Source organism: Peptoniphilus sp. GNH (assembly GCA_021307325.1).
GTDB lineage: Bacteria > Bacillota > Clostridia > Tissierellales > Peptoniphilaceae > KA00134.
Window position 1 is genome coordinate 590,105 of sequence record CP089931.1, and the last position, 14,921, is coordinate 605,025.

Annotated in this window: 18 protein-coding genes, 1 CRISPR repeat array and 1 riboswitch; all 18 genes read right to left on the reverse strand. The window is 36.0% G+C overall.

The genetic code is table 11. The features are described from left to right. Window positions 1–340: 340 nt before the first annotated feature. The 18 genes from thiE to cas5e all read right to left on the reverse strand — a co-directional run bounded on the left by thiE (window position 341) and on the right by cas5e (window position 14,914). On the reverse strand, window positions 341–955 hold the full coding sequence (gene thiE, locus LV469_03110) for a thiamine phosphate synthase (GenBank protein UHR03296.1): 615 nt from the start codon (window positions 953–955) through the stop codon (window positions 341–343). Next, window positions 952–1,773: a hydroxyethylthiazole kinase gene (gene thiM, locus LV469_03115; GenBank protein UHR03297.1), complete on the reverse strand. Its 822-nt coding sequence runs from the start codon at window positions 1,771–1,773 to the stop codon at window positions 952–954. The genes thiE and thiM overlap by 4 nt, the downstream gene beginning before the upstream one ends. After that, window positions 1,742–2,287, reverse strand: coding sequence for an energy coupling factor transporter S component ThiW (thiW, locus tag LV469_03120; GenBank protein UHR03298.1), 546 nt, complete (start codon window positions 2,285–2,287; stop codon window positions 1,742–1,744). Before thiW ends, thiM begins: the two co-directional genes overlap by 32 nt. Before the next feature lie 79 nt (window positions 2,288–2,366). Then, complete coding sequence (gene cytX, locus LV469_03125; GenBank protein UHR03299.1) at window positions 2,367–3,536, reverse strand: putative hydroxymethylpyrimidine transporter CytX; 1,170 nt, start codon at window positions 3,534–3,536, stop codon at window positions 2,367–2,369. Further along, window positions 3,533–4,345, reverse strand: a complete 813-nt coding sequence (gene thiD, locus LV469_03130; GenBank protein ID UHR03300.1) for a bifunctional hydroxymethylpyrimidine kinase/phosphomethylpyrimidine kinase — start codon at window positions 4,343–4,345, stop codon at window positions 3,533–3,535. Before thiD ends, cytX begins: the two co-directional genes overlap by 4 nt. 174 nt (window positions 4,346–4,519) lie before the next feature. Further along, window positions 4,520–4,621, reverse strand: a riboswitch (TPP riboswitch). A 167-nt stretch (window positions 4,622–4,788) separates the two neighbouring features. Further along, entirely contained in the window at window positions 4,789–5,034 is a 246-nt protein-coding gene (locus LV469_03135; protein ID UHR03301.1) for a hypothetical protein, read from the reverse strand. Window positions 5,035–5,149: 115 nt separating this feature from the next. Then, window positions 5,150–5,305, reverse strand: coding sequence for a hypothetical protein (locus tag LV469_03140; GenBank protein UHR03302.1), 156 nt, complete (start codon window positions 5,303–5,305; stop codon window positions 5,150–5,152). Window positions 5,306–5,319: 14 nt separating this feature from the next. Continuing rightward, entirely contained in the window at window positions 5,320–5,694 is a 375-nt protein-coding gene (locus LV469_03145) for a hypothetical protein (protein ID UHR03303.1), read from the reverse strand. A 21-nt stretch (window positions 5,695–5,715) separates the two neighbouring features. Beyond that, window positions 5,716–6,060, reverse strand: coding sequence for a YjcQ family protein (locus LV469_03150; protein ID UHR03304.1), 345 nt, complete (start codon window positions 6,058–6,060; stop codon window positions 5,716–5,718). A 57-nt stretch (window positions 6,061–6,117) separates the two neighbouring features. Next, a complete protein-coding gene (locus LV469_03155; protein ID UHR03305.1) occupies window positions 6,118–6,297 on the reverse strand; it encodes a hypothetical protein in 180 nt (59 codons plus the stop codon). After that, complete coding sequence (locus LV469_03160) at window positions 6,281–7,429, reverse strand: minor capsid protein (protein UHR03306.1); 1,149 nt, start codon at window positions 7,427–7,429, stop codon at window positions 6,281–6,283. Before LV469_03160 ends, LV469_03155 begins: the two co-directional genes overlap by 17 nt. After that, on the reverse strand, window positions 7,396–7,998 hold the full coding sequence (locus LV469_03165; protein UHR03307.1) for a DEAD/DEAH box helicase family protein: 603 nt from the start codon (window positions 7,996–7,998) through the stop codon (window positions 7,396–7,398). The genes LV469_03160 and LV469_03165 overlap by 34 nt, the downstream gene beginning before the upstream one ends. A 133-nt stretch (window positions 7,999–8,131) precedes the next feature. Then, complete coding sequence (locus LV469_03170; protein UHR03308.1) at window positions 8,132–8,425, reverse strand: hypothetical protein; 294 nt, start codon at window positions 8,423–8,425, stop codon at window positions 8,132–8,134. Next, on the reverse strand, window positions 8,394–9,440 hold the full coding sequence (locus LV469_03175) for a hypothetical protein (protein ID UHR03309.1): 1,047 nt from the start codon (window positions 9,438–9,440) through the stop codon (window positions 8,394–8,396). The genes LV469_03170 and LV469_03175 overlap by 32 nt, the downstream gene beginning before the upstream one ends. Window positions 9,441–9,566: 126 nt before the next feature. After that, a CRISPR array of direct repeats spans window positions 9,567–11,670; the repeat unit is 28 nt; unit sequence GGATCACCCCCGCGTGTGCGGGTATTAC. Between the two features lie 61 nt (window positions 11,671–11,731). Further along, window positions 11,732–12,610, reverse strand: coding sequence for a type I-E CRISPR-associated endoribonuclease Cas2e (gene cas2e / locus LV469_03180; GenBank protein ID UHR03310.1), 879 nt, complete (start codon window positions 12,608–12,610; stop codon window positions 11,732–11,734). Window position 12,611: 1 nt separating this feature from the next. Beyond that, window positions 12,612–13,550, reverse strand: a complete 939-nt coding sequence (cas1e, locus tag LV469_03185; GenBank protein ID UHR03311.1) for a type I-E CRISPR-associated endonuclease Cas1e — start codon at window positions 13,548–13,550, stop codon at window positions 12,612–12,614. Continuing rightward, window positions 13,547–14,206 (reverse strand): type I-E CRISPR-associated protein Cas6/Cse3/CasE, encoded by a 660-nt coding sequence (gene cas6e, locus LV469_03190; GenBank protein ID UHR03312.1) that lies wholly within the window; start codon window positions 14,204–14,206, stop codon window positions 13,547–13,549. The genes cas1e and cas6e overlap by 4 nt, the downstream gene beginning before the upstream one ends. A 9-nt stretch (window positions 14,207–14,215) precedes the next feature. Next, window positions 14,216–14,914: a type I-E CRISPR-associated protein Cas5/CasD gene (gene cas5e / locus LV469_03195; protein ID UHR03313.1), complete on the reverse strand. Its 699-nt coding sequence runs from the start codon at window positions 14,912–14,914 to the stop codon at window positions 14,216–14,218. Window positions 14,915–14,921 lie beyond the last annotated feature (7 nt).

Here is a 14,921-nt window from a genome sequence, read left to right on the forward strand (position 1 = left end):
AATACAAAACAGCGAACAAACTCTATACCCCTGATGTATACTGCGTTTCAAAGATAATGGAAAATATAAAACAATACACAAAAAAACTAAAAAACACCCTTTATAGTCTCCCACTATCCACCCCATATTAAAAAGACCTTGTAATAATTAAATCACAAGGTCTTTTTGTTTTATATAGCTTTAAAATTCATAAGACATAGCCATATTTCTTACATAAGTTATTAATAAAATACTAAAAACTCGGCCCATCCGAGTTTTAATTTTCTATATTTTTTAGAGCTAGATAGATAAAAGATAAAATATATTTACTTAGTTTGATTATCGCTCCTTTAAGCTAGCATCAAAGAATCTCTTGTATCTTTTCTTTTAATTTTTTGCTTGCTTCAAACACGTTATCTGCGTCCATAATTGCTCTTACTACACAAATGCCATCAGCTTTTGTTCCTTTTAAAATATCTACATTGTCATAGTTTAAACCGCCTATTGCATACACGTCTATATCCACAGCATCTTTTATCTCTTTGAAAGTTTTTATAGACGTTATTTTGGTTTTTACATGGGTCTTTGTTTCAAAAATGGCACCCACTCCGAGATAAGATGCTCCACAAGCTTCTGCATTTTTTGCGGCTTGAACTGATTTTGCAGTTGCTCCTATTATGGGCTTATCACCTAAAAGCTTTCGGCAGAGTTCAACAGGCATATCATCACTTCCAACGTGCAATCCACAAGAAAGCGCCCATGCAAGATGGGGTTTGTCATCTATAAGCAGGGGGATTTTATACTCATCGCAAAGTGTTTTTAATTTTTTGCCAAGTTTTAAGATTTCTAAATCTGTTTTTTCTTTTTCCCTAAGTTGTAATATGTCTACTCCACCCTTTAAAGCGTCTTCAACTCTTTTTAAAAATTCTTCTTCGCTATACTTGTCAGAATTTGTAACTAAGTATAATTTTTTCATAAAATCCCCTCTTTTATCCTCGCTCTTTTTTCTATTACATCATCACTAATAAGGGCAATGTTATCCATGAGATTTACAAAAAAACTGTAGGGTTTATCTTTTTTTGATATCTCCGCTGCAATTTCTAAAATTAATAGTCCCAATAAAGAAGCCTCGAGCTCATCTGTAAACGGCATAAATACAGATATTAAAGCTGAAAGCATACAGCCAGTTGCCGTTATATTAGCTAGCTCTTTGCACCCATTAGAAATCAAATAATAGGTGGAGCCTTTAAGCAAGATATCAATTTTTCCTGTGATGAGAATGGCGGATTTATATTTGTTTGACAGTAAAGATGCTATTTGAATCATCTTTTCTAGATTTGATAAGTCAATCTCGTCAGCCTCACCCACATCTACCCCTTTTGCATTTGACCTTTCCGAACTAAGAGAAAGTATCTCTGAGCTATTTCCTTTTATTATATTAAAGCTATGTTCTTGCAAGATTTTTTTAGCAAAATTTAGTCTTAGCTTGCTCGCTCCTATGCCCACAAGATCTATCAAAATTGGTATGGACTTTTCATTTGCAATATTTGCTGCCAAGCTTATAGATTTAAGCCTGGCATCAGTAATATTGCCTAAATTTACAGACACTGCCTCCGATGCAGAAACAATCTCTTTCATCTCATCTGGATGCTCTGCACAAATAGGCCTAGCCCCTTGAAAAAGAATGGCATTTGCCAACATATTTATTGCCAAAGGATTTGTTATTGCATGGATTAGAGGTTGCTTTTTCCTTACAATGTCTCTAATTTTTAGAATCTCTCTTAGATTTTTCATAAACTTGTATTCCTAAAGTTTTTTGTATTTTATAAAGCACATTTGAGCCCTGCAAAGTTTTGAGAAAAACAAAAGCCACAGCTCCACCGATTAGAGTAGCTGTTACAAAACTTGGCACATAATAAAACAGAGCTACATTTTTGTTTCCGTAAAAAAATGTCATGACAGGAACTGATATTATAGCTCCTATAATCCCCGTACCAATTATCTCACCAAGAACTGCGGCGAGAATTGACCCCTTGCTTTTTCTATAAAATATGCCTGATAAGACTGCACCAAAAACTTGTCCTGTTATTGCAAGTGGTGGGATAGATAAAACTGCCATTCTTATAAAAGCAGTCAATATACCATTTAGCAAGCTGTACCATGGTCCTAAAAATACCGAACAAACTATGTTTACAAAATGCGCCGTTGGTGCAAAGCCTTCTACTCTCAAAATAGGTGAGATTACAACACCTATACTAACAAACATCGAGATAACAATCATCAGTTGAACTTTATTGTGTTTTTTCATAAATACTCCTTAATCTCAGTAGGTAGCCAAGCTACTTTTTGCTGATATTATAAAGAGTTTTAATATTATCCAAAGTTTATCATATTTTTAATTTATTGCTGATCTTTTCAACCAAAACTGTCAATACAATTATTATTAAAACACTGGCAAAAGTTGACCCAATAACTATATCAGTCTTTAGCAAAATCCTATAAATGATAAATCCAATTATCCAAATTATTATATTTTTGATATAAAAATCGTGATCCGATCTATCAATTTTTAGTATATAGAAGTCTGCAATTAATATGGCAACCATTGGCGCAAATACCGAGCCTATAAGATAGAGAAATGATGTTATATCATCCATTGGAAAAAGCATGGCCCCTATTGTACCTAAGATTGTCACAAGTATCCCGCAAAGTCTTGCATCAATTTTTTTATTTAATGAATTTGCAGACACTCCGGCAGAATAAGCATCAAGGAAGGTCGTGGTAACTGTTGAGAAAACTATAATCAAAAGTCCTGCAATTCCAAGACCAGATTTTACCATGATTTCTGCTATATCAGTAGTTTTTGCAAAAATTGCAGCAGATAAACCTATAACATACATAAATATTGAAACTAGTGAATATAATAAAACCGCTCCCATAGAAGATTTTTTATAATCTTCATAATCTTTTGAATAGTCACTTATCAATGGAAGCCATGAAAGTGGCATAGCTATAGAAAGTTCCACAGCCGCTCCAAAAGACAAACTATCATTAATATCAGCGCTAACTCCACTTTTATTTCTAAAGATTATATATGCAAGCACTAAAGACAAAATAAAAAGCAAGCTCATAGAAATCTTATTTACAAGTCCAAGATTGGTAAGCCCTAGCCATATCCAAAATACTATAAGAGCACCAATAACCAAAGCCCAGACCCAATTGCCAACATTAAATATTGTGCTTGCTGAAATTGCACCATCATAAATCATTATGCCCGTCCAGCAAACAAGTTGAATTATATTAATAATTGCAAATATAGAAAATCCCTTGCGTCCGAAGCTTAATTTAACAGTTTCCATGGCGGATTTTTTGGAAACTCCACCTATTATAGCTGATAGATAAAGTAAAACTCCTCCAAAAACGTGACCCATAATTATGGCGATAAGCGCCGTTTTAAAACCTAAACTCGCAAAATAAGTTCCAGTTATAATTTCAGCAATCGATACTGCTGCTCCAAACCAAATAAGGCTATCGTCTAAAACACTTTGTTTTTTCATTCTTGATCACCTAGCCTTTTGTATTCATCTTTTATGTCAAAAGCATGATTCATAGGACCAGATCCCTTTCCAAGATCTAACATATCCTTTAATGCACCCGACAAATAATCCTTAGCCATCTTTATAGACTCTTTCATAGAAAATCCCTTGGCAAGATTTGCAGCTATCGCAGACGACAAAGTACAGCCCGTACCATGCGTATTAGGATTATCTATCCTTTTGCCATAAAACCAAGTTCCCTCCCCATTCTTATAGAGATAATCATTGGCATCGTTTAAATTATGGCCTCCCTTTATGAGAGTTGCACATTCAAATTTGTCCGAGATTATTTTTGCTGCTCTTATCATATCATCAATCGATTCTATCTTAATATCTGATAAAATTTCAGCTTCTGGGATATTTGGAGTCAATAAGTCAGCCAGTGGAAGGAGCTTATCTTTCAAAGCCTCAATCGAATCATCCGCCAAAAGTTTTGCACCACTAGTGGCGACCATCACCGGATCAATAACTATATTTCTCGCTTCTCTTTCTTTTAGCTTACTTGCTATAACCCTTATTAAATCCTCACTCGATACCATTCCAACTTTAATACTATCAGGATATATATCATCAAATATCATATCCAACTGCTTTTCCAAAAATTCAGGTGTAGATTCTAAAATATCTGCAACACCTCTAGTATTTTGTGCAGTAAGAGCAGTTATAGCACTTTCTGCATACACCCCGTTTAGAGTCATTGTCTTGATATCAGCTTGAATTCCAGCGCCTCCAGAGCAGTCGCTTCCTGCTATGGTCAATGCTTTTCTCATATAAACTTCCTTTCTTTAAGCACCTTTTCTAGAGCGATAAAAAGTGGTCTGCCCGATTTACCGCTATACAATAATCTACCCAGGCAAGAAAGCTATCCAAAACCAAAAAAAGAAACAAGACAAAGCTTGTTTCTCAAATATCAAAACTAAAATAAAAATCTCAATCTCAATAGTATTAAATAAATAGTGACTGGCTACGTTGGCATTACCCAAATCAGCTTTGGTCGAAGATTTATCTTCCTCTCAGATCTTTTCAGAACTCCCTTGTCTTTTTTAATAATAGGTCAAAAAAATATGCTTGTCAATCAAAAAGCAAAAGCAATTAAATAAAAATAATCTAATCAAAATCAAAGATAGCTTAATTTTTATAATAAATCGACTCAAAACAATAATCTAAAAATATTTTGCACAAGCAGTCTAATAAAATACCAAAACCCATATTCTTATACCAAGCTCACATAAATATCAAAATCTCCATATGAGTAAGCATCAGGACAAACACATCTAAAAATACACGTTTTTTCAAATATTACACCTAAAGATTCCATCTGCTCTTTTAGAGCCTTGACTTCGTCATCTTTTGCAGTAGCCTTAGCCTTTTCAGCGTTGATATCTTTGCCATTCTCGTCCATAATCTTGTCAATCATTTCTTTTTCCAGTCCTAAGTTTTCTAAAAATTCTCTCTTCATTTCGCCCTCCTAAACTACGATTTTTTACGTCTTTTTCATAGACTCGTTCGACCAAGTTTTACGTCATTTCGGGACAATATAAAAGACGACCTTTTACAGTCGTCTTAGATCCAAATTATTTTTTATTGTTCCTAACTATTTTCTTAATTTCTCTATTAATCTTCCACTGCGGATATAACTCATAAATCAGATCAATTAGAAAAGCTAAAGATTTAACTGTTAGTAGAAATAGTATTAAGAACATAACATATCCTATTAATGCCTCTCTCATTTTTCCTCCATGTTTTATCCTATAAACTTGCCCCAGTTTATGCACTTATAGTCCACTTCAAACTCCCATTTCTCATCGAGATAGATGTTTAATGGTGTTAGAGTGTTTATATAGACTCTCTCATAAATGCCATCATTTCTTTTTAAATCAACTTCTAAGGAAAAACTATCATGTATATTTGCCTTGAAATCTAACGGATCTGTAATTACTATTGATACCTTATTAGTAACAACCGCAGTGCTTGTAGATCCAAGTCTATTTATATGATCTTTTTCTTCATAGAGATTGACTTCAATGTTGCTAATAATCTCAAAGTCTCTCTTTCCATCTCTAACTATAAATAGCTTTCCAGTGTCAGCTCTTAAACTTTTTATTAAAGTTTTTCTCATATTTCCTCCAATAGAAATTTTTTACCAAGGTTTAAAATCTTTAACTATATCATAAGCTTTTTTCATTAGGCTATTTTCTTGTAAATATTCAATCCCCTTTGGTGTAATTTTTATATTTTTTAAACCTTTTAAATAGTGTGTGCGTTCTTTAGTTCCAAGTCTCGGAATATTAACAATATCTACATCATCTATATATCCGTCATTTAAAAGGTTTGTGTATATATATTCTAAATAACCATCGTTTATATCATTAGGGTAATATTTTAAATATAGTATGTTTTCATCTGGCTTTATTCCCTTCTTTAGACACTCATACAGGTAATTTAAAATATAATAAATTACTACAAAATAATCATCTTTTGCCATAATTACCTCCAATAAAAAAGCACCTCTAACATAATTGTCAGTGTGCTTAGTTTAATATTATTTTGAGCTGCTTAATACCTTTTCGATATCATCTCTTTTTATATCAATGGTTTCCCAATCGCTTGGGCCAGATCCAACATCTCCTATGAAGTCTTCATCAGACAAAACTTCCATAATATCGGCTTCTCGTCCATCTTTAAGCAAAACTCTATCAAATTCATTAATTTCCAACTTCATTTCTCGACACCTCTTTTATAAATATAGTGGTCATTTTTGTATTTGAATCCTCTACATACCAACCTACAATTAAATTAACTGGATTCTTGTTTTTATCATACATAAATATTTTTTGTTCATATCTTTTTCCCTTATGCTTTTCTCCATTAAGTCGACTAGGATAAATACTTGCTCGTTTTAAAATGTATTTTTTGAATTTCAAGTAATTATCTATATTGTAGCCAAGTTTCTTTTCGATTAATCGACCTTTATTTAGCCCATCTTCATTTTTCCCACCGAATAAATACTCTGTAAACTTTCTATCGTCTATAGTTGCCTTGTCTACGTTAGGTAAAATTAAGTCTGGATTGTCTATAAGTTTTTTTCTACGTTTATAGTCAACTTTTATTAGCTTATATTTATCCTCATCTTTGTATTTAGTTTCTTGAAAATCCTTAAAACTATTTTTTAAATCTTCTCCAAGAACATCTTTGTACTTGATGAACTGGTCTTTATCTCCATGTCTATTTTCCCAAGCTTTTTCTTTGAAGACTGCTTCAGGATTATCCTTTACATATATATTGTACCACTCTTTATATGATAAATCCTCAACTTTACCACTTACTCCAGTTTTAGGATCCCTTGCCATTCTACCTATACCTTGGTCAATCTCTTTTTCAAGTTCATCTCCAAAGTATGGCACTGTGTCGCTTCTACAGTTCGGATGAAAAGGCGGAGCGGTTATCCCTATTCTGTAGTCCTTATAATCAAAGATTTTAGAGTCCATATTTCTACATATGTCGCTTGTCTTTAAATCAAGTGTGGCTAATATCTGATACTTTTTCACTCCCAATTTCTCATAGGAATCTTGAGTCGCTTTTGCATTAACTGCTGCAGTTTCTGTGAAGACTAACCTTGAAGCTGAGGCTTTTGATACATCGAATAGCCGCTGAATGTTTCTAGCTGATTCCTTTGGATTATTTCCTCTGGCTATGTCTCGGATTAAATTGTCTCTTAGAGAAGTAGTGAGCTTTTCGCCTCTACCCCAGATTCTTTCAGAAAATTCTTGTCCGTCACTAGTCCATGGATTGCTTATTAAAACTTTTAATTTGTTTTTATTTATAGCTTGTACCGACTTATAGCCTGCTCCCAATAACTTATAGTCATTGGATTGTCAGAGTCTGTAACTGTATATTTAAGAGCCGACTCTTGGTCATCTGTGTACTCTTGAGCCTCGTCTATTATTAGCATGTCAAAGCCCTCACCGAGACCACCTGTTGATGTTCTGGTTCTGAACTGTATAACTCCACCATGCTCCGTGAGTTCAATCCTTTCTTGACCCTTGGCTTTTATAGATGTGAAGTTTTCTTTATCCACAAGTCCCATGTCTTCAAGGTACTTCTTCATCTTCTCAAAAGATGAGTGAGATGTTGAAATTCTGTGTGCAGTGTGTAAAATGTTTAAGCCATTAAATAGTCCCCAAAGTTCGGCCATGTAAACTACTTCGGTTTTACCATTTCTTCTTGGAACTGCATAGCCAAACTTAGAATGAGTCCACAATTTCTCATCATTGATAGCAAATAGATCATTTACCATTTTTTCTTGCCAAGGAAAGGGACTTCTTCCAGTTTTTTTATAAAGCTCTACTGCCTCATTCCCTAGCGATTTCTTATAATCTAAAATTACCGACTTAGTGGGAGTTTGACTTCCGTATTTTTTCATTATCAAACTCCTTTATATAAAATTAATCGTGTGAATTTGCGTGTGATTTTTTCACGATTAACTCACGATTGCTCGCGATTATTTACATTAAAAAAGCACATTTAAATTCCTACATATGTAAGTTTAGTTGTGCTTATTCAAAAACAATATTCAATTTGCCATTTGCTATACTTGGGATAGCCCAAGCACAATAATCATCCCATTTTGAAAGATTACTTTTATCAATGAACTCTTTATTAAATGTTTCTACTTCTTCTTTTGGTATCAACCAACCATATAAAGAATCAACTTCCATGCCATTAAATGATATATCTTCACATTGACCAAAGTCTAAGAAAAAAACTTTATTTAATTTATTAGCTTCATCTTGAACTGATTCGAAAAATTTAATAAATTCATTGTTTTCCTGTGTTCTTAATCCTAGCATTATTGACACCTCCTCTTAGAATTGTTACAAATTCATTGTTTTTATTAGCCAATACAACATCTTCACCCTTAACATAGGCAATCAAAGGGTCTGTCTGCCCTCTCCAGTTTATATTTCTAATAATTCTATCATTATTCTCGACTATATTATTAATTATATCTACAAATTTTTTTCTATCAGATTCTAAACTTGCGTCTAATTCATAGTCTCTCATATGTTTGCTAGATTTTTTACCAAACTGTTTATTGTTTATCTTAAATTTATGTTTATTGGAAAAATCCTTTCTTTTTTCAATTTTATAATCTTTATCAACATCAGTCCATTTCTTGGTCCAAACGTCTTGCTTTTTACCATCTCCAGGTAAATAATCTACGGTGCAATTACATCTTTGATGTCTTCTATAAACATCTTTTGGAACATCAGGATATTCGTACACTCCAACAACCTCTTTACACCATTTACAACAATCTCCAACTTCTCTTCTTACTATTTTTGGAGTTAAACCTGATTTATATTGAAAATCTGCATTTACTTTTATTGTGTCATCAACTATACTTTGTGTAAAGTTTTTTATTGGTTCATCTAATAACCATTTACCCTGATTAAAGTCATCATAATCACAAATCTTGTTAACTATACCATCAATTCTGTCTTGATTTAACTCGGGTTTAATTGCTTTTAATGATATGTTAGATTCTTTATTTAAAACTTCTTGAACGTCTCTTGAATAGTCGCTTACCAAGTCATAATTATTTTTCATATTAGGTTCTATCAATCTTTTTGCGATGTTATAATACATCTTTCCATCAGGAAGTACATCCTCAGTAATCTCATTTTTAAAAACATCAGCTAATATATTTCCCACTTCAATTGCAAACTCATTAGAATCAAGATGTGTGGCTTTACCAGCTTTAAGAGCAAGTATTTTCTTTTTCAAAACTTTACTTTTTTCAGTTTTATTTTTAAATTCGTTTTGAATTTTTTCTAAGAGTTCAGGGACTATGTCTTTATTCATGATTTATCCCCGTTAATTCAGAGAGACTGTCTTTATTAAAGTATTCTGGAATTGCTTGGTTAATTTTAATTGCTGCATCTCCTATTCCTGATAGAGTCGCAACATCTGGTTCAAATATAAAATACCAAATCACCCCCGCGTGTGCGGGTATTACAACAGACTTAGAATAAAAAGAACTATCGTCATAGGATCACCCCCGCGTGTGCGGGTATTACTTGAATCTCTTCCATACTGCGAGACTGGAGAGGGGATCACCCCCGCGTGTGCGGGTATTACGAGTGGTTATTTATCCTCATCTCATTGGTATCAAGGATCACCCCCGCGTGTGCGGGTATTACCTCCATCCGTCTTTTATAAGCTCTACTACTATGGGATCACCCCCGCGTGTGCGGGTATTACAAGAAGACCAATGGAAAACTTACAGATATGATAGGATCACCCCCGCGTGTGCGGGTATTACGCTTTTGTGTGTCCCTTGTATCTTTGCAGCATAGGATCACCCCCGCGTGTGCGGGTATTACGAAGAACCGGCTCCGGCAATAGACTTGCCGGTAGGATCACCCCCGCGTGTGCGGGTATTACATAAGGTGATGCGATTGAATTGGAAAAGTAAGGGGATCACCCCCGCGTGTGCGGGTATTACCGAGCTTGCTTTTCAAACTTTTTGATGCTTTCAGGATCACCCCCGCGTGTGCGGGTATTACCAATCTCATTGTTAAATACAGATATACCAGTAGGGATCACCCCCGCGTGTGCGGGTATTACGCTTTTGTGTGTCCCTTGTATCTTTGCAGCATAGGATCACCCCCGCGTGTGCGGGTATTACAAATAGACTTGGGACCATAAATCTAAAAGACCAGGATCACCCCCGCGTGTGCGGGTATTACTAAAAGACAATATTTCAAATAAGGTGGTTGATGGGATCACCCCCGCGTGTGCGGGTATTACAAGAGACAGAGCCGAAAGGCTTTTTACCAATCAGGATCACCCCCGCGTGTGCGGGTATTACTATTCCCGTTGTCCTTGTCTCTCACAAATTCTGGGATCACCCCCGCGTGTGCGGGTATTACAAATAAGTGAAAGCACTTGGTTAAAAGAAAATAGGATCACCCCCGCGTGTGCGGGTATTACCTCCATCCGTCTTTTGTAAGCTCTACTACTATGGGATCACCCCCCGCGTGTGCGGGTATTACATGGTAACAGAAACGCCACTTGGGGCGGCGCAGGGATCACCCCCGCGTGTGCGGGTATTACTTTCAGAGCAAGAGCAAAGAGACATGATCTCCAGGATCACCCCCGCGTGTGCGGGTATTACGTTTCTTTCATTTCAACATTTCCTATACCGCCAGGATCACCCCCGCGTGTGCGGGTATTACCAGGAAGACCAAATGCGGCCTTTGATGGATTCGGGATCACCCCCGCGTGTGCGGGTATTACACCACTTTCAAAGAAATCATTAAAAATGGGATAGGATCACCCCCGCGTGTGCGGGTATTACTTTCAGAGCAAGAGCAAAGAGACATGATCTCCAGGATCACCCCCGCGTGTGCGGGTATTACGTTTCTTTCATTTCAACATTTCCTATACCGCCAGGATCACCCCCGCGTGTGCGGGTATTACCAGGAAGACCAAATGCGGCCTTTGATGGATTCGGGATCACCCCCGCGTGTGCGGGTATTACACCACTTTCAAAGAAATCATTAAAAATGGGATAGGATCACCCCCGCGTGTGCGGGTATTACTTCAAGATAATATCTCCGCCACCTGTGAGGGGAGGATCACCCCCGCGTGTGCGGGTATTACTGAGAATTTAAACACTTTAGTAAATAGCGCAAGGGATCACCCCCGCGTGTGCGGGTATTACTTTCAAAGGGTCATCTTAGAACTTTTTAAAAAGGGATCACCCCCGCGTGTGCGGGTATTACTTGGGAAGAAAGAATCATAAGGCTTGAATGTGAGGATCACCCCCGCGTGTGCGGGTATTACATAGGCTTGCACATATGGTCAGAAAATACGTAGGGATCACCCCCGCGTGTGCGGGTATTACGCTCTTCTATAACTTTATTCGCCGTGTCAATCAGGATCACCCCCGCGTGTGCGGGTATTACCAATTTTACCCGCCCAAATAGTGATTGTTGGCAGGATCACCCCCGCGTGTGCGGGTATTACTCTGAGTATTCGGTCTTTAAGGTTTCAGTAGAAGGATCACCCCCGCGTGTGCGGGTATTACATTAAAATATCCCCCATATCATGCCATTTTCATTTTTTTGCTTTTAGATTTTGGTTTACTTTTATAGTTTGTCCATTAGTGTTTTTATTTTGCTTGCGAGTTTTTGTATTATTTGTGCGTCTTTCATTGCCCTATGAGGAACTTTTTCATTTATTCCATATTCTTTTAAGACTGTTTCGAGTTTGTAGTTTTTTAAGGATGCCTTTTCGTCTTTTGCGTATTTCATTACGTCATAGATTTTGTTTTCTATTTTTTTCTTTTTTTGACGTTTTAGGGCTTCATTTATAAATGATATATCAAAGTCTACATTATATCCTAGTATGCTTTCTTTTCCTATAAATTCTAAAAGTTCAGATATCGCGATTTTTTCTTCTTTGCCATTTTCTATTTCTATTTGACTGATTCCTGTTAGTTTCTTAATTTTTTGTGTGAGTTCTTTTTCTTGCTTTACAAAACAGGTGTATTCTTTTGTTTCTTTTCCTATTTTGATTGCTGCTATTTCTATTATTCTATCGTCAATCGGATCTAGACCTGTTGTTTCCAAGTCTATTACGACATAGTTTTTTGAATTGTTTTGTGTATCTTTGCTGCTGTATCTTTTTGATTTTCTCATCATGGCTGCCTTGCTAAATCCAAGTTTTTGATCTGTTGTCTCTGTTTTTTTTATTGGTGTAAATACTAGTGGTATGCCGTCAAAGTCCATCGGTATTTTTGTTGAGTTGTGGGTTTCGAAATTGTATCCGATTTCATTCCTAAAGGCATAACTCATTGTAGCTTCTCCCGTTCCTACGCTTTCTACAATGCGTTTCCAGAGTTCTGCTCTTATTTTGCTATTGAAATTTCCAACGTAGACGCCTGTTGATATTTCTTGCATCCATTTTGTCAGATCTCCTCTTAGGGATGGCGGTGAGTTTTTTAAAGTTATTACTGTCAATGGCATTTTAACCCTCTTTGTAGCTTATTCCATAACTTGCATTTTCATTTTTGTCGTCCCATAGCTCTATGATGTCCATGTATGTTTTGTCTTCTTCTTGGACATCCATGAGATATTGCAGGTCTTGGACAATTTTTTGCATGATTTTACCGTCGACCATTTCATCTCTTATTTTTTGTCTTGCAAGTTTTCCGATGTCTTCATCGCCTTGCAATTCTGATGCTAGTTCAAAGGCTAAGGGGATTGTAAGTTCTGCCTTGTATAGGTCTGCAATATCGTAAACAAAAGATTTGTCATGCCCTGTGTGGACAAAGCCAAGTCCAGGACTCATGCCCAAGGCTACTATTATGCTATGGCAAACGCCATATAATGAAACGTTGGCTGCTGAAAGTGCTTGGTTGACTTCGTTTGAAGCTTCAAAGTCATCCACGTTGTAGTCTCTGCCATCCCATTTTACTTTGTATTTTTTCGATTGTTCTCGATAAACTTTTCTTATTCTTGAGCCTTCTCTGCCACGCAGTTGTTGCATGGTTAAGTTTGATACATCTTCATTTTCAAATCTCATTGCGTACATTTTTCTTGCAACTTCTAGTCTAGTTCTAGTGTTTGATACTAATTTTGCCTGCTTTTCTAGTAGTCTTGTGGAGTGGGCCAGGCTTCTGCCGTTTGCATAATGCCTGACTCCTCTTTCTCCTACCCATAAGACGGATGTGCCTACATCTCCTAATATTTCCATGGCTCTATGGCTTATATCTGTTCCGGGTCCAAGCATGAGTACTCCTATTATGCTACATGGGATGTTTACTTGTCCTCGATAATCGCTTATGGTTATTGCGCTGTCAAGTCTATTTATTTTTGCGTGTTCTACATAGATGAAACTTACCCTATCAGATATTCTGGGCAGTTCTGCAAGTTCTGTCTTTTTTGCTCCGGATATATCTTTCATTTTATTGGTATTATGCTTAGCAGTCCAAATCCGTAAGCTTTTTTCTTTCCAATGCCGATTTTTAGTGCTTGCTTGAATTTTTCCAAATCGGTTATTGTTAGGATTCCTTCATAGGTTGTGCTTGCTAGATTTATTTCTGATTTTTCTTTATTATCTTCATCATAATGCTTAAAGATTTCATTTTCTCTTTTTAAGACGCAAAATTCGTCAGCATTTACAGAAAAGCCATTTTTTTCGGCTCTTTCTATGAAAAATGAGTTTAGCTCGTCTAGTGGAACGGGCATCACACGGCCACGTTTTTTGTATTTGACTCTGTCTGCATGTGATTTAACTGTATTTAGTTTTATTCTAAAGTTTGCCCTCATTCCTTCTTTAAGTGATTCTAAGAAGTCATTGTAGTTTTTGCTTATGGCAGAATTTTTTACTCCATATTTTTCAAGCTTTTCAAAATTTGGCTCGCTTTCGCTTAGGATTAACAGATAATATTTTTCGTCTATGCTATCTATTCTCCAAAGCTTTCTGCTGCGTTTTTCTTTGGGTTTTTCACGTTCGTCTAAAAAAGAGTCTTCGATCCAAGCATGATAGCAACCAAGGTGCTTTAAATCTCTCATTTTTCTACGATTGTTTGTGTCTATTTCTACTCTTGATAAATACATTTTTCACCCCTATATACTTCCATAAAAGTCTAGTGGTTTTTCTTCTCTTGTTGCCATTTGTTTACTAAGTCTAACTTCAAATCGCGGTCCAAATTTGCGTTCTTTTTGTGAAAAAGATATCACTCGGTCATTTCTTATGATAAATGGTCTATCTTTCTGTAAACTCTTGTCTGCATAGATGTCTGCACGATAATTTTGATTTTTCTTTTTGTACCAGTCTGCTGCTTGCCATTCTAATTGCTCTAAGGCTTCTATTGGTCCTTTTTCTGTCGAGCCAATTATAAAATCTAGTGGCAATGGGCATGATCTCCTGCCCATGAATGGTTGAAAATATGGACTCTTTATGGCTTTTATTATTTCGTCTATCCACTTTTCGTCTTGGCTAGATATAGCCACTACAAATACTGCATCTCCCATGTAGTAGCGGTTTGTCACATAATTTCTTTCAAAATCTCCATTTTCTTTGTATTTGCTTGCTATGTGATAGTCTTTTTGCAAGATTCCTTCTTGGTCTATTCTCACTGCAAAGTCGAGATTGTTTAACTTTTGTACTTTTTCATCATCATCTCTTTTATATCCTAAACTAGCTGCTATTATTCCAATCACAGCAGATTTGGAAGGGTAATAGTCGGTGGCTCTTGTCTCAAATTTTGAGGATGTGCCCCAGGCTTGCATAGGCCCTTTTAATCTCAGTAATAGTGTTTTCAAAGCTCAT

Bases quoted from the DNA above. Each gene is read 5' to 3' on its own strand.
- thiD (UHR03300.1), bottom strand. From the start codon at position 4,345: ATGAGAAAAGCATTGACCATAGCAGGAAGCGACTGCTCTGGAGGCGCT.
- thiW (UHR03298.1), bottom strand. From the start codon at position 2,287: ATGAAAAAACACAATAAAGTTCAACTGATGATTGTTATCTCGATGTTT.
- thiM (UHR03297.1), bottom strand. From the start codon at position 1,773: ATGAAAAATCTAAGAGAGATTCTAAAAATTAGAGACATTGTAAGGAAA.
- thiE (UHR03296.1), bottom strand. From the start codon at position 955: ATGAAAAAATTATACTTAGTTACAAATTCTGACAAGTATAGCGAAGAA.
- cas6e (UHR03312.1), bottom strand. From the start codon at position 14,206: ATGTATTTATCAAGAGTAGAAATAGACACAAACAATCGTAGAAAAATG.
- LV469_03165 (UHR03307.1), bottom strand. From the start codon at position 7,998: ATGAAAAAATACGGAAGTCAAACTCCCACTAAGTCGGTAATTTTAGAT.
- LV469_03175 (UHR03309.1), bottom strand. From the start codon at position 9,440: ATGAATAAAGACATAGTCCCTGAACTCTTAGAAAAAATTCAAAACGAA.
- cytX (UHR03299.1), bottom strand. From the start codon at position 3,536: ATGAAAAAACAAAGTGTTTTAGACGATAGCCTTATTTGGTTTGGAGCA.
- LV469_03145 (UHR03303.1), bottom strand. From the start codon at position 5,694: ATGAGAAAAACTTTAATAAAAAGTTTAAGAGCTGACACTGGAAAGCTA.
- LV469_03170 (UHR03308.1), bottom strand. From the start codon at position 8,425: ATGCTAGGATTAAGAACACAGGAAAACAATGAATTTATTAAATTTTTC.
- LV469_03140 (UHR03302.1), bottom strand. From the start codon at position 5,305: ATGAGAGAGGCATTAATAGGATATGTTATGTTCTTAATACTATTTCTA.
- LV469_03150 (UHR03304.1), bottom strand. From the start codon at position 6,060: ATGGCAAAAGATGATTATTTTGTAGTAATTTATTATATTTTAAATTAC.
- cas2e (UHR03310.1), bottom strand. From the start codon at position 12,610: ATGCCATTGACAGTAATAACTTTAAAAAACTCACCGCCATCCCTAAGA.
- LV469_03155 (UHR03305.1), bottom strand. From the start codon at position 6,297: ATGAAGTTGGAAATTAATGAATTTGATAGAGTTTTGCTTAAAGATGGA.
- cas1e (UHR03311.1), bottom strand. From the start codon at position 13,550: ATGAAAGATATATCCGGAGCAAAAAAGACAGAACTTGCAGAACTGCCC.
- LV469_03135 (UHR03301.1), bottom strand. From the start codon at position 5,034: ATGAAGAGAGAATTTTTAGAAAACTTAGGACTGGAAAAAGAAATGATT.